The 13,761-nt window shown below is 67.9% G+C and carries 12 protein-coding genes; 2 read left to right on the top strand and 10 right to left on the bottom strand.

What is annotated here, in order from left to right; translation table 11 throughout:
* Positions 1–107: 107 nt before the first annotated feature.
* Positions 108–542: an NfeD family protein gene (locus tag MSM1_RS14545; RefSeq protein ID WP_213443468.1), complete on the bottom strand. Its 435-nt coding sequence runs from the start codon at positions 540–542 to the stop codon at positions 108–110.
* A 58-nt stretch (positions 543–600) separates the two neighbouring features.
* Here MSM1_RS14545 and MSM1_RS14540 point away from each other — a divergent pair, with 58 nt between their 5' ends.
* A complete protein-coding gene (locus MSM1_RS14540) occupies positions 601–1,491 on the top strand; it encodes a hypothetical protein (RefSeq protein WP_213443466.1) in 891 nt (296 codons plus the stop codon).
* Here MSM1_RS14540 and MSM1_RS14535 read toward each other — a convergent pair.
* The 9 genes from MSM1_RS14535 to MSM1_RS14495 form a co-directional block, all read right to left on the bottom strand.
* Positions 1,463–2,530 carry a ferrochelatase gene (locus MSM1_RS14535; protein WP_213443464.1) on the bottom strand — a complete coding sequence of 356 codons (1,068 nt, stop codon included), beginning with the start codon at positions 2,528–2,530 and terminating at the stop codon, positions 1,463–1,465. The genes MSM1_RS14540 and MSM1_RS14535 overlap by 29 nt on opposite strands.
* A gap of 5 nt (positions 2,531–2,535) precedes the next feature.
* On the bottom strand, positions 2,536–3,345 hold the full coding sequence (gene inhA, locus MSM1_RS14530) for an NADH-dependent enoyl-ACP reductase InhA (protein WP_213443462.1): 810 nt from the start codon (positions 3,343–3,345) through the stop codon (positions 2,536–2,538).
* 49 nt (positions 3,346–3,394) lie between these two features.
* Complete coding sequence (gene fabG1 / locus MSM1_RS14525; RefSeq protein ID WP_213443460.1) at positions 3,395–4,180, bottom strand: 3-oxoacyl-ACP reductase FabG1; 786 nt, start codon at positions 4,178–4,180, stop codon at positions 3,395–3,397.
* A 96-nt stretch (positions 4,181–4,276) separates the two neighbouring features.
* Complete coding sequence (locus MSM1_RS14520) at positions 4,277–5,284, bottom strand: VWA domain-containing protein (protein ID WP_213443457.1); 1,008 nt, start codon at positions 5,282–5,284, stop codon at positions 4,277–4,279.
* A gap of 138 nt (positions 5,285–5,422) precedes the next feature.
* Positions 5,423–6,376, bottom strand: a complete 954-nt coding sequence (locus MSM1_RS14515) for a DUF58 domain-containing protein (RefSeq protein WP_213443455.1) — start codon at positions 6,374–6,376, stop codon at positions 5,423–5,425.
* Positions 6,373–7,503, bottom strand: coding sequence for a MoxR family ATPase (locus tag MSM1_RS14510; protein WP_213443453.1), 1,131 nt, complete (start codon positions 7,501–7,503; stop codon positions 6,373–6,375). Before MSM1_RS14510 ends, MSM1_RS14515 begins: the two co-directional genes overlap by 4 nt.
* A gap of 198 nt (positions 7,504–7,701) precedes the next feature.
* Entirely contained in the window at positions 7,702–8,460 is a 759-nt protein-coding gene (gene ripB / locus MSM1_RS14505) for an NlpC/P60 family peptidoglycan endopeptidase RipB (protein WP_213443451.1), read from the bottom strand.
* 13 nt (positions 8,461–8,473) lie between these two features.
* Complete coding sequence (gene ripA, locus MSM1_RS14500) at positions 8,474–9,901, bottom strand: NlpC/P60 family peptidoglycan endopeptidase RipA (RefSeq protein ID WP_213443449.1); 1,428 nt, start codon at positions 9,899–9,901, stop codon at positions 8,474–8,476.
* A gap of 196 nt (positions 9,902–10,097) precedes the next feature.
* A complete protein-coding gene (locus MSM1_RS14495) occupies positions 10,098–10,682 on the bottom strand; it encodes a DUF6676 family protein (RefSeq protein WP_213443446.1) in 585 nt (194 codons plus the stop codon).
* 204 nt (positions 10,683–10,886) lie between these two features.
* Here MSM1_RS14495 and MSM1_RS14490 point away from each other — a divergent pair, with 204 nt between their 5' ends.
* Positions 10,887–13,715: an aconitate hydratase gene (locus MSM1_RS14490; protein WP_213443444.1), complete on the top strand. Its 2,829-nt coding sequence runs from the start codon at positions 10,887–10,889 to the stop codon at positions 13,713–13,715.
* Positions 13,716–13,761 lie beyond the last annotated feature (46 nt).

The following is a 13,761-nucleotide window of genomic DNA, read 5'->3' as shown; positions in this document are numbered from 1 at the left end:
CTTGTTGCCGTTTCTTGCTGGGGTTGCTTGCTGTGCTTGTTGCCGTTTCTTGTTGCCGTTTCTTGCTGTCCATTCTTGCCGGGGTTGCTTGCCGCCATTCCGCGGCGCTAGGCGTTCTTCCAGACCACCGCGGTGGCGCCGTCGATGTGCATGACGGTCACCAGCTCACCGGGTTCATAGACGTCACCGTCGTTCAACGGCCGCGCCGTCCACACCTGGCCGTCGAGCCGCACTTGCCCTTCGTCGCGGGCGACCCGCCCGAGCACCAACGCGCTTTTGCCTTCCAGCGCCTTGACGCCGGTCAGGGTCTCACTCGCCGGGGTCAGCCGCCGCCGCAGCGCCGGGCGCACCAGCACGAGAAGCAGCACCGACACCACCAGGAACACCACCCCGTCGGCCCAGATCGGGGTTCCCAGCAGCCAGCTGCTGGCGGCGGCGGCCAGCGCACCGCCGCCAAGCATCAACAACGACATGTCCCCGGTCAGCGCCTCACCACCGGCCAGCCCCACCGCGAAGATCAGCCAGATCACGTCCGCGGGCATGCCGCCAGGATATCCTGTGAGCCGCCCGGATCGGGGTGAACAACTAGACTGCGAGATCATGTGGTGCCCCAGTGTCTCGCTGTCGGTGTGGGCCAACGCCTGGCTCGCCGGAAAGGCCGCTCCCGACGACGTTTTAGATGCGTTATCACGTTGGGCGCCAACACAATCGGTCACCGCTTACGACGCGGTCGCCGCGGGCCACACCGGGCTGCCGTGGCCGGATGTCGATGACGCAGGGGCGGTGTCGCTGCTGCAGACGCTGCGGACAGCCGCCGGGCGGTCGGCGCTATCCGCGCCATCGATAAGTGTGGTGCTGCCGGTGCCCGGCGATGTGCGCGGGCTTGCGGCGGGCACACAGTTCGAGCGCGACGCGCTGAGCGCCGGTGAAGCGGTGATCGTCAGCGACCCCGCCGACCCCACGGTGGCCGTCGGGCTGGTCCCCGAGTTTGGCGGCGCCGGCGCGGACCACGGCACCGACATCCCCGAACTGCGCGCGCTGTCCTGGACGGTGTACTCGCTGCCCGGCGCGCCGGTGCTCGACCAGCAGGGGCTGGGCGAGGCCGAATACGAGCTGCGCTCGGCGGTGCGCTCGGCCGCTGACACGCTGAGCGCCCTCGGCCTCACCCGCCCCGACGACCGGGCCGATCCGCGAACCCTGGTCACGCAGCTGCTGGAATCGTCTCGGCAGCACCGGATTCCTGACCACGCGCCGTCACGCGCGGTACGGGTGCTGGAGAATGCGGCACACGTTGAGGCGATCATCGCGGTCAGCTCCGGGCTGACTTCGGCGCCCGGCCTTACCGTCACCGCCGGGTGCGCGCCGATCCGCACGCTGTCGTCCTGGCAGGCGCAGATCACCGGCGAGGCGTTGCGGCCGCTGGTCGCCGTGGTGCGTTCGGCACGGATGGCCGCGGTCAGCGCTATCTTGCGCTCGGCCTGGCAGGGCTGACCGGCGACCCCCGGCTCTGCTGCGCCACGCAGTGCGGCGGTCGGCACGGCGCGCCGTTGATGCTGGCCCCGCAACCCGGGACGGGGTCGGGGCCGATCACCCGGACGGGCGCACGGCCGTAACGGAGTTCGTCGATCAGGTCTACGGCCAGCCGGGCGAGCCGCCGGTCGGCGTTGGGCGTGCTGGCCCGCGCGAACGCCATGCCGGCGTCCTCGGCACGTGCGCGCAGCTCATGGTCGAGATCCCACACCACCTCGATATGGTCGCCGACGAAGCCGATCGGGCACACGATGACGGCCTTGGTGCCGGCCAGCGTCGTGAGATGCTCGGCGGCGTCGGGCCCCAGCCACGGGATCTGCGGCGGCCCGGATCGGGACTGCCACACCAAATCGTAGTCGGCATATCCGGCTGCGGCGGCGACAAGTCTTGTGGCGTAAGCGACTTGGCGACTGTAAAGATGGGGGCCGAAGCTTTGGTCGTCGGCCACCGGGATCGAATGGGCGGTGAACACCAGCCGCGCGTCGCCACGCAGTTCGGGGGGTAGCGTGTCGGTCGCGGCAGCGACGGCACCCGCGAACATTTCGACGAACAGCGGATGGTCGAAGTAGGGGCGCAGCTTCACCAGCTCGGGAGCGCCCAGGCCGGCCAGCCGGCGGGCCCGCGCAATGTCCTCGACATACCGCGTGCAGCTGGAATACCCGCTGTACGCCGAGGTGGTGAACACCGCCGCGCGGCGAATCTCGTCGTCCCGCATGGTCGCAACGACATCCTCGACATAGGGTGCCCAGTTGCGGTTACCGAAATACACCGGCATGTCCGAACCGCGCTCGGCCAGCTCGGAGCGTATTTCAGCGACCAGCGCGCGGTTGATCGCGTTGACGGGTGACACCCCACCGAAATGCAGATAGTGCTGGGCCACCTCATCGAGGCGTTCGGCTGGCACGCCGCGGCCACGGGTAACGTTCTCCAGAAAAGGCCGTACCTGCTGCGGCCCTTCCGGCCCGCCGAAAGACAACAGCAAGACAGCGTCAAAGCACATGGAGCTCAAAGTAATTGAGTATGAGCACCGCCGTCGGCGTAGATGATGTCCCCGGTGGTGGCCGGCAGCCAGTCCGAGAGCACCGCGCAGACCGTCTTGGCGACCGGAGTCGCGTCCTTCATATCCCAGCCGATCGGCGCCCGCTGGTCCCAACCCTGTTCGAGCAAATGGATCTGGTCGCTGGCCTCGGCGCCGAGCACACCGCCAACGATCGCGGCCATGGCCAGCGTCCGGATCGGCCCGGCGGCAACAAGGTTCGAGCGCACTTTATACCGCCCGGCCTCGCGGGCAACGAACCGGTTCACCGATTCCAGCGCGCTTTTGGCGACCGTCATCCAGTTGTAGGCCGGCATCGCCCGGCTGGGGTCGAAATCCATGCCCACGATGGCGCCACCCGGACGCATGATCGGCAGCAGCGCCTTGGCCAGCGACGCATACGAGTACGCGGAGATGTGAATGCCCTTGGCGACGTCCTCGAACGGTGCGTCCAGGAACGGCGAAAAGCCCATTCCGCTTGGCGGCATGTACCCGATGGAGTGCACCACGCCGTCGAGCTGATTGCCCTCGCCGATGACCTCGATCACCCGCTCGGCCAGCGTGGCCAGATGGCTTTCGTTTTGCACGTCGAGCTCCAGCAGCGGCGGCTTCTGCGGGAGCCGGCTGAGAATGCGGTCGATCAGCCGCAGCCGCTGATACCCGGTGCACACCAGCTGCGCGCCCTGCTCCTGGGCCACCCGGGCGATGTGAAACGCGATCGACGCGTCGGTGATGATCCCGGTGACCAGAATCCGCTTGCCTTCCAGCAGTCCTGCCATTTCCGTCCTTGGTTGTGCCGTGGTTGTGCCGTGGCTGCCCCGAGAGGGCCTAGTGGCCCATCCCGGCCCCACCGTCGACGGGGATCACCGCGCCGGAGATGTAGGCGGCGTCTTCGGAGGCCAAAAAGCTGACGACACCGGCGACCTCCTCGGGGGTGCCGATACGGCCCAACGGGATCGCCTGCTGGGCCATTTCCTGGTATTTGGGGTCCATGGCCCGGGTCATTTCGGTGTCGATGAAGCCGGGCGCCACCACGTTGGCGGTGATGGACCGCGACCCCAGCTCGCGGGTCAGCGAGCGGGCCATCCCGACCAGCCCCGCCTTGGATGCCGCGTAGTTGGCCTGGCCGGGCAGCCCGGTGAGCCCGACGACCGATCCCATGAAGATGAAGCGGCCGAACCGCTTCTTGACCATGTTGCGCGACGCCCGCTTGGCGACCCGGAACACACCGGTCAGGTTGGCGTCGATGACCTTTTGGAACTGCTCCTCGCTCATCCGCATGATCAGCATGTCGGAGGTGATGCCGGCGTTGGCCACCAGCACCTCCACCGGGCCCTGATGCTCCTCGACGGCGGTGAACGCGGCGTCGACGGCGTCGTAGCTGGTGACATCGCATTCGACGCCGAAGAGCCCGTCGGGGGCGCCGGAGGCCCGGTGGGTGACCGCCACCCGGTGCCCGTCGGCGGCCAGCCGGCGCGCCACCGCGAGCCCGATGCCCCGGTTTCCGCCGGTGACCAGCACCGAGCGGGACACGAATGCGGGCTTGCCCGCGTTCGGGGTACTCGCGGTGGCGACGGGGGCTTCGGTGGCTTTCTCGGTAGCCGTGTCAGTCACCCCGCCAACTTATCGCCTGAGCGGGGCCACGCCGAAATCGTGTGCCGCATTCCGGGCGGCGGCGCCGAGGCGGCGCCGCGCGCGGGCGCGCTCCCGCTACGCGGGCAGCCGCCGGTTGATCAGCAACGCCGCCAGCCCGGCCAGCGCCAGCACCAGCGAGCCCAGCCGCAGCCAGCCGATGCTGGCGTCGCCCTTGATGGTCTCGTAGCCGATCTGCTGCTGCAGGTTCGCGTAGACCTGCTTGAGCTCCTGCAGGTTGGAGGCGTTGTAGGCCTGCCCTCCCGAGAGCTCGGCGACCTTTTTCATCGTGGTGTCATCGACCGGCACGGGCTGGCGCTGGCCGTTGATCTCCACGAAGCCGTAGGGGGTGCCGAACGAGATCGTCGAGATCGGCACGCCCTGGTCCTTGGCGGTGCGGGCCGCGGTGAAGGCCCCCTTGGGGTTGTCCGGGTTGGTCGGCACGGTTTCCTTGCCGTCGGAGAACAGCACGATGCGTGCCGGCGGCGGGGTGTCGCCGCCGCCGATCACCGCGCCCACCGTGGCGATGGCCTGAAGCGCGGTGAAGATGGCCTCACCGGTAGCGGTGCGGTCGGCGAACTGCAGCTTGTCGAGTGCGGCTTTGACCGCCTCCCGGTTGGTCGTGGGTTGCACCAGCACCGTCGCGGTGCCGGCATAGGAGATCAACCCGAGGTTGATGCCCGGAGTCAGCTCGCCGGCGAAGTCCTTGGCCGCGACCTCCGCGGCGACCATCCGGTTGGGCTCCACATCGGTGGCGCGCATTGACTGCGACACGTCGATCACCAGCATGACCACCGCGCGGTTGCGGGGAATCCGGATGTCGTGCGTCGGCCCCGCCATCGCGATCGTCAACAGCAGCAACGATGACACCAGCAGCGTCGCCGGCAGGTGACGCCACCGGCTGGGCCGATTGGGCGCGACGCTGTCCAGCAACTCCATGTTGGCGAACCGCAGCATCCGCCGGTGCCGCGCCACCTGCATGATGATGTACAACGCCACCAGTGCGAGAACGACCAGCAGAAACAGGAAAAACCACGGGTGCTCGAAACCGGACAGCGTCATGGGCCCGAGCAGCGGCAGCGTCATGCCCCGCCCATCGTGTCTGCCATGCCCGTCGGCGTCACCGGTGACCCGTCGGTGCCCCGGGGCGGCGATGTCGGCCGCGCGGTCATCCCCGCCCCCCGGTGCCCCGGGAGCGGGGAGCCGGCCGGGAAATCCGCGCCATCATTGCCGGCCCGCCAGTGCCCCGCGACGGCGGGACACGACGAAGCGGACGATGTCGGCGAGCCAGTCGCGGTCGGTGCGCAGTGACAGCAGCGGCGCCCCGCAACCGCGGAACGTGTGCTTGACGTCGGCGCGGTGCGCGGCCGCCGCCCGGGCGAAATCCTCGCGCAGCTGGGGGTCGATGGTGAACTCGCGAACCACCCCGGACTCGGCGTCCTGCAAGACGACGTCGCCGACATCGGGCAGCTCGACATCGCGGGGATCGAGCACCTCGATACCCAGGACCTCGTGACGGCCCGCGATCGCGCGCAGCGGCCGGGTCCAGTTGATCGGGCCGAGGAAATCGCTGATGATCACCGCCATCCCGCGGCGGCGCTGCGGCCGGCGCAGCGCGTCGATGGCCACCGCCAGATCCCCGCGCACCCCGACCGGCGCCCTGGGAGTGGTCGCGATCGTGCGAAGCAGCGTCTGCTGGTGCATGCGCCCGGAGCGCGCCGGAACCCGGGTCATCGTGGCTCCGGTGGCGATCAGGGCGCCCAGCCGGTTGCCGCCGCCACTGTTGAGGTAGGTGATCGCGGCCGCGGCCGCCACCGCCAGGTCGCGTTTCTCGCAGACCGTGGTGCCGAAGTCCAGGCTGGCCGACATGTCGACCACCAGCCAGGTTTCCAGCTCACGGTCGGCGATCATCTGCCGGACATGAGGATGGGTGGTGCGCGCGGTGACCGCCCAGTCCATCCGGCGGACGTCATCACCGGGCTGATACAGGCGCGACTCCCCGGGCTCGGTGCCCGGCCCCGGGATCAGGCCCTGATAATCGCCGTGCAGCATTCCGTCGAGCTTGCGCTTGACCGTCAGCTCGAGGGTGCGCAACGCGGCCGTGAGCTTCGGGTCGTCGATCTCGCCGCGAAGCATTGACGGCGGATGCACCACCGCCGGCGTTTTGGATTCCGTCACCGACCGCCAGCCACCCCAGCGGCCTGCATCACCGGAGACACCGCATGGCCTTGCTGCGGAACCGCATTCACTTGGGGCAGCGCAACCGTCTGCAACACCCGGTTGATGACGATCTCCGGCGAGATTTCGTCTGCGAGCGCGTCATAGGTCAGCACCAGCCGGTGGCGCAGCACGTCGGGGATGACGTCGATGACGTCTTGCGGGATCACGTAGTCGCGGCCCCGCACCAGCGCCAGCGAACGCGACGCGGCGATGATCCCCAGCGAGGCGCGCGGGGAGGCGCCAAAGGCCACCCAGCTCTTGACATCGTTCATGCCGAGCTGCTCGGGCTGGCGGGTAGCGAACACGACGCGCACCACGTAGTCGACCAGCGCATGGTGGACGAAGTTGTTGGCCGCCAGCTCCTGCAGCCGCAACAAGTCGCCGGTGTTGAGGATCTGCTTGGGTTGCGGTGGGGTGACGCCCATCCGGTAGATGATCTCGCGCTCTTCTTCGGCCGAGGGATAGCCGACGTTGATCTTGAACAGGAAACGGTCTCGCTGGGCTTCCGGCAGCGGGTAGACGCCTTCGTGCTCGATCGGGTTCTGCGTGGCCATGACCAGGAACGGATTGGGCATCGGGAAGGTCTTGCCGCCGATGGACACGTGGCGTTCCTGCATCACCTCCAGCAGCGCCGATTGCACCTTGGCCGGGGCCCGGTTGATCTCGTCGGCCAGCAGGAAGTTGACCACCACCGGACCGAGCTCGGTGTCGAACTCCTCCTTGCCCTGCCGGTAAATGCGGGTGCCGATGATATCGGTAGGCACCAGGTCCGGGGTGAACTGGATTCGCGCGAACGTCCCGCCCACGACCCGGGCGAAGGTCTCCACCGCCAGCGTCTTGGCCACCCCGGGGACACCCTCGAGCAGCACGTGACCTTTGGACAACAAACCGACCAGCATCCGCTCGACGAGCTGGTCCTGACCGACGATGATCCGCTTGACCTCGAAGACGGCCCGCTCCAGGGTGTGCACCTCACTGGCCAGCCCGTTGCCGCCGCCGGGAACCCCGTGCGCCGGGGGGGCCGACGGCCCACCCTGGCCGGAATATCCACTGGCGCCCGGGGCCAGCCCACCTGCTGATGTCATCGGCTACTACCTTCCACGGCTCGACCTACACAGCACTGCCGGACACGCCTGCCGACACGATGCTCCCGCGGCGCAGCGGCGCGCCCTCGTTCAACTATTCCAGGCGTCTGTGATTCCGTCGACGCGACGCCCGCGAGCACCGGCGGGCCACCCGGTGTTGCCCCGGACAATCATGGGTGCTCCCACCCGCCCCCGGGCTCAATACTCGATGATCCGGGTGACATACGGGGTCATTCCGGCGGTGCGCACCGGGCTGATGACCACCTTACCGGCGATGCTGGACGCCTCTAACATCTGGCCGCCGCCCAGGTACATGGTGACGTGCTGGGTGCCGCCCGGCCCATAAAAGATCAGGTCGCCGCGCTTGGCCAGCGACGGCAGCACATGCCGGCCCGCGTTGTACTGGTCGCCGGAAAACCTGGGGATCAGCACCCCGACCCCCGCGAACGCGTACCGGGTCAAACCCGAGCAGTCGAAGCCGACGGTGTCGGCGCCGGAATCCACCCCCTTGCTCGGCCCCTGCAGGCTGCCGCCGCCCCAGGAATACGGCACCCCCAGCTGCGAGATCCCGCGTTTGATCACGTACTCGACAGCCTGCCGGCCGTACACCCGCGGGATCCTAGCCGGGCTGGTGCTGGTGGCCGCGGTGGTGCCGCCGATGTTCAGGCCGAGGCCGCTCAGGAACTTTCGGCCCAGATCCAGGGTGGTCTGCGTCGCCTGGGCGGTGGCCGCCATCGAGGCGCTGGCGATGGCCACCGGATCCCCCGGAGCACCCGCGCTGGGCACCGCCGGCAACGTGGGATCCCAGGCGCCGTCGTCGGCGGCCGCGGGACCCGCCAACCCGATCAGCACGGCAACCGCCACCAGCGGGGGCAGGGCCCGGTTAATCAGGGCCCGGTTAATCAGTGCCCGGGTGATCAGGGCCCGGTTAATCAGGCGAAAACTCTTGTGGCCCATAGGTATCCCGACGTCAGAATTCGATGTAGCGGACTACGTAGGGCGTCATGCCGCTGGTGCGCACCGGAGCCACCCGCACCGGCACCCCGGTGTCGAACGCCTCGAGCATCTGGTTGTTGCCCAGGTAGAGCGTCACGTGCTGGCTGCCGCCGGGACCGTAGAAGATGACATCGCCGCGGCGCATCTGCGCGGACGGAATCTTGCGGCCGAGGTTGTATTGGTCGCCCGAGTAGTGCGGCAATTTGATGCCCACCCCGGCGAACGAATACAGGATCAGACCCGAGCAGTCGAAGCCGACCGTGTTGGCGCCGGAGCCGATGCCCCGACTGGGGCCGGCCGCATTGCCGCCACCCCAGGAATACGGCACGCCGATCTGCGACATCCCGCGGCGGATCACATATTCGGAAGCCTGCCGGCCGTACACCCGGGGGATGCGCCCGTTGGTGAACCCGGGGTCGGGGGTGTTGGGCTTGATCAGGCCCACCGACTGCAGAAACTTGCGCCCCATGTCGGCGGTGACCTGCGATGAGGTAGCCGAAATGCCCAAAACGGTGTTGATAATCGCGACCGGGTCGCCGGGGACGTTTGCGCTGGGCACCGCTGGCAGCGTCGGATCCCAGCCGGTATCCCATTGGCCAGCGCGGTGATCGGGCGGCGCAGCCACGCCCGGGGACGCGGGATCCCACCGGTCGGACGCGAGCGGGCCACCCGCGCCGCGTGCCGGCGCCGCCCAGTTGCGGGCCGCCGCGAGTCGGGCCTGGGCGGCGCGACGTTCGGCGGCCAGGCGGTCGATCTCCTTTTGCTGCTCGCCGAATTTGCGCTGGGCGGCGATCAGCGCGGCGACCGCCGCGTCCTGGCTGGCCTGGGCGTCCGCGACGGCCTTGTCGGCTTTCTGCTTGGCCAGCCGCGCCGTCGACTCCCTATTGACCTGCTCGGTGCGGGCCCGCTGCAGCTCCGCCATCACCCGCCGGGAACTGGCCGCCAGCGTCTGCCCGGCACTCGCGGTGGCGATGACGTCATCAGGGGTGGCCGCGATCAGAGAGCGGTCGGAAGGCCCATTGACGTACCGGGCCGCCGCGAAGGTGTCGAACCGACGCTGGGCCGCCGCGATCGCCGCGTCGGCGTCTTTGACCCCCTGTTGGCTGACCTCCAGGTCGTGCCGTGCGGCGGCGGCGTTGTCCCGCGCGGTTTGGACGTCGACCAGGGCCTTGTTGACGTGTTCCTGCTCGGCTTGAATGGCGGCGCCGATGGTCTGCAGCCGCTGGTCGGCCTCGGCGACCGCGGCGATCAGTGTGGCCAGGGTGTCGGGGCCGGCGCCGGGGTCGGCGCCGGCCGGTCCCGACACACCCGCCAACACGGCCACACTCAGGGCACATGACAACGCGGTCCGCGCGAGCCCGGCGGCCAGCTGCGCAGCAGAGCCGCGGCACGTGGGTCTCATTCGACTCAGATCTCCTCTGGCTCAACCCGAACGGACGGCGCCGGCCCCAGTCGTCACTGGAAGCGCGAATTGAACACAAGCATCACTAGAGACCGTACGTCACAGCTGACGCAAAGGAAACTTCTGTCACAAACCCAGGCCGGTTAGTGCACGGCCTGTGACCAAACGGTGACCTGGCGCTGCGGGACGCCAGCGATCAGAGGTCCGCCGGCGGGTCCGCCGCCACCGTTGCGGTGCCGTCGCCGTCGGCTGCGAGTGCCGCGCGCCTGCCGCGCACCTGCAGGATTCTGGTGCCCACCGCGGCGGCGAGCACCACGACCAGCAGCACGATGGTCAATGCGGTCCAGGGAAACTCCGGAGCGTTCAGCTCGTTCAGGAAATTCTGCGCGGAAACGACCGGGTTGCCGGTTTTGGAGATGTCTTCCCCGGCCTCCAGCGTGACCCGGGGGAACTGGGTGCTGTAGGTGCCGACGTAGGACGGGCTGAGCACCAAGACGGTGGTGTCTTTGTAGTCGGCGCCCACCACGGTGGCGATGTCGCGCAGCGGCGTATCGATCGGAGGATTGTGGTCAAGTACCACGATTTTGAGGTTGATGCCGTCATTGCGGGCGTCGGCGACCACGTGCAGCAGCCCCGGCCGGAGGGCCGGTGGCGCGCTCACGCCGTCCGCCGCCACCTGGGCTTTAATCGCAGGCATGTCCACGTCCGGCGGGATGTAGCCCGGCAGGAAGGGGATGATCTGCGGTCCCGAGAGCGGGACGAATGAAGTGTGCCCGGTCATCGCGTCCTTCTTGGGAGAACTCGGCTGTCTGCAAGCACGGTACGCGACCGCGCGCCACACGGTGAAACACCGCGCGCAACGCGACGACACCGGGGTTTTCCGCAACAGCTGACAACCACCGCAAAGCAGCACGAACGTACTGTTAAGGTGGGGTGACGCTTGACCAAGGCCCGCCGACGGCAGCGCAAATCCGGGAGATTCGAGATGAGTACCAAAGATTCGGTGAATTCGTTCGGGGCCCGCGCAACGTTCAGCATCGGGGACAACAGCTATCAGATCTACCGGCTGGATGCCGTTCCCGGCCTTGCGAGACTGCCTTATAGCCTCAAGGTCCTCGCGGAGAACCTGCTGCGCAACGAGGACGGCAGCAACATCACCAGGACCCACATCGAGGCCCTCGCGAACTGGGATCCCACAGCGAAGCCCAGCGTCGAAATCCAGTACACCCCCGCGCGGGTGGTGATGCAGGACTTCACCGGTGTGCCGTGCATCGTCGACTTGGCCACCATGCGTGAGGCCATCGCCGACCTGGGCGGTGATCCGGCGAAGGTCAACCCGCTAGCCCCGGCTGACCTGGTGATCGACCACTCGGTGATCGCCGACTTCTACGGCCGCGCCGACGCGTTCGAGCGCAATGTCGCGCTGGAGTATCAGCGCAACGCCGAACGCTACCAGTTCTTGCGTTGGGGGCAAGGCGCTTTCCGCGATTTCAAGGTGGTGCCACCGGGCACCGGGATCGTGCATCAGGTCAACATCGAATACCTGGCCCAGGTCGTGATGGCCCGCCACGGAGCGGCCTACCCGGATACGTGCGTGGGCACCGACTCGCACACCACGATGGTCAACGGGCTCGGCGTTTTGGGCTGGGGTGTCGGGGGCATCGAGGCCGAGGCCGCGATGCTGGGCCAGCCGGTGTCGATGCTGATCCCGCAAGTGGTCGGCTTGAAGCTGACCGGCGAGATCCAGCCGGGTGTGACGGCCACCGACGTCGTGCTCACCGTCACCGAGATGCTGCGAAAGCATGGCGTGGTGGGTAAGTTCGTCGAATTCTACGGTGAGGCCGTGTGCCGTGTCCCGCTGGCGAACCGGGCGACCCTGGGCAACATGAGCCCCGAATTCGGTTGCACCGCCGCGATTTTCCCGATAGATCAGGAGACCATCGACTACCTGCGGTTAACCGGCCGAAGCGAGGAACAGCTGGCGCTGGTGGAGGCTTATGCCAAAGAGCAGGGCATGTGGCACGACCCCGCGCATGAGCCGGAGTTTTCCGAATATCTCGAGTTGAACCTATCGGAGGTAGTGCCCTCGATCGCTGGGCCGAAGCGTCCGCAGGACCGCATCGCGCTGTCCGAGGCGAAGAGCACCTTCCGCCAGCAGATTCGCAACTACGTCGGTGAGCCGCGCCGCGAGGAACCCCATTCCAAGCTCGACGAGCTGGTCGAGGAAACCTTCCCGGCCAGCGACCCGGGTCAGCTGACCTTCGCCGACGACAATGGCGGCCCCGTGCCGTCGGCGGCGGGGAACGGGCCCGCCCGCCCGAGCAACCCGGTGCCGGTGCGCTCCGCCGGGCTCGGCGAGTTCGTGCTGGACCATGGTGCGGTGGTGATCGCCGCGATCACCTCGTGCACCAACACCTCCAACCCGGAGGTGATGATGGGGGCGGCGCTGCTGGCCCGCAACGCCGTCGAAAAGGGCCTGGCCTCCAAGCCCTGGGTGAAAACCTCGCTGGCGCCTGGATCGCAGGTGGTTCATGACTACTACGACAAGGCCGGCCTGTGGCCCTATCTGGAGAAACTCGGCTTCTACCTGGTCGGCTACGGCTGCACCACCTGCATCGGTAACTCCGGCCCGCTGCCCGAGGAGATCTCGAAGGCGGTCAACGACAACGACCTTGCGGTGGCTGCGGTGCTGTCGGGTAACCGCAACTTCGAGGGCCGCATCAACCCCGACGTGAAAATGAACTACCTGGCGTCACCGCCGCTGGTGATCGCCTATGCCCTGGCCGGCACGATGGACTTCGACTTCGAGGCCGAGCCGCTGGGCCGCGACGCCGACGGCAATGACGTTTATCTGCGCGACATCTGGCCATCGCAGAAGGACGTCTCCGACGCCATCGCGTCGGCGATCAACCGGCAGATGTACACCGCGAACTACGCCGACGTGTTCAAGGGCGACGAGCGCTGGCGCACCTTGCCGACACCGGCCGGCACCACCTTTGCGTGGGATCCGGCTTCGACCTATGTGCGCAAGCCACCGTACTTCGACGGGATGGCCGCCGAACCCCAACCGGTCACCGACATCCTGGGCGCGCGGGTACTGGCGCTGCTAGGCGATTCGGTGACCACCGACCACATTTCGCCGGCGGGCGCCATCAAGCCGGGCACCCCCGCGGCACAGTACCTCGACGCTCATGGGGTGGCCCGCAAGGATTACAACTCCTACGGATCACGCCGAGGCAACCACGAGGTGATGATCCGCGGCACCTTCGGCAATATCCGGCTGCGTAACCTGCTGCTTGATCCCATCGCCCCAGGAGTCACCGGCGGCTACACCCGCGATTTCACGCACCAGGGCGGGCTGCAGGCTTTCATCTATGACGCAGCGCAAAACTATGCCGCTCAAGGCATTCCGCTGATTGTTCTGGGCGGCAAGGAGTATGGCTCGGGGTCATCGCGGGACTGGGCGGCCAAGGGCACCCGGTTGTTGGGGGTGCGGGCGGTGATCGCCGAGTCATTCGAGCGCATCCACCGCTCCAACCTGATCGGCATGGGCGTCATCCCCCTGCAATTCCCCGAAGGCCAGTCGGCGCGATCGTTGGGGTTGGACGGCACCGAGGTGTTCGACATCACCGGCATCGGGGAACTAAACACCGGCAAAATCCCGAAGACGGTGCACGTCACCGCCGGCAAGAGCGCAGGCAAGCCGGTCGAGTTCGACGCGGTGGTGCGCATCGACACCCCCGGTGAGGCCGACTATTACCGCAACGGCGGGATCTTGCAGTTCGTGCTGCGCAACATGCTCAAGGCTGGCTAGCCTCCGGCCAACCCCCGGCCAGCGCGGTGACGATTGTGCCCCGGGT

The sequence above is a fragment of the Mycobacterium sp. SM1 genome (assembly GCF_018361265.1).
Taxonomy (GTDB): domain Bacteria; phylum Actinomycetota; class Actinomycetes; order Mycobacteriales; family Mycobacteriaceae; genus Mycobacterium.
Note: the sequence above shows the minus strand (reverse complement) of the source record. Positions and strands in the feature narration are given on the sequence as shown.

Coding starts and splice junctions, on each gene's coding strand:
- MSM1_RS14490 (WP_213443444.1), top strand. CDS start 10,887: ATGAGTACCAAAGATTCGGTGAATTCGTTCGGGGCCCGCGCAACGTTC.
- inhA (WP_213443462.1), bottom strand. CDS start 3,345: ATGGCAGGACTGCTGGAAGGCAAGCGGATTCTGGTCACCGGGATCATC.
- MSM1_RS14520 (WP_213443457.1), bottom strand. CDS start 5,284: ATGACGCTGCCGCTGCTCGGGCCCATGACGCTGTCCGGTTTCGAGCAC.
- MSM1_RS14535 (WP_213443464.1), bottom strand. CDS start 2,530: ATGTGCTTTGACGCTGTCTTGCTGTTGTCTTTCGGCGGGCCGGAAGGG.
- MSM1_RS14495 (WP_213443446.1), bottom strand. CDS start 10,682: ATGACCGGGCACACTTCATTCGTCCCGCTCTCGGGACCGCAGATCATC.
- MSM1_RS14545 (WP_213443468.1), bottom strand. CDS start 542: ATGCCCGCGGACGTGATCTGGCTGATCTTCGCGGTGGGGCTGGCCGGT.
- ripA (WP_213443449.1), bottom strand. CDS start 9,901: ATGAGACCCACGTGCCGCGGCTCTGCTGCGCAGCTGGCCGCCGGGCTC.
- ripB (WP_213443451.1), bottom strand. CDS start 8,460: ATGGGCCACAAGAGTTTTCGCCTGATTAACCGGGCCCTGATCACCCGG.
- MSM1_RS14510 (WP_213443453.1), bottom strand. CDS start 7,503: ATGACATCAGCAGGTGGGCTGGCCCCGGGCGCCAGTGGATATTCCGGC.
- MSM1_RS14540 (WP_213443466.1), top strand. CDS start 601: ATGTGGTGCCCCAGTGTCTCGCTGTCGGTGTGGGCCAACGCCTGGCTC.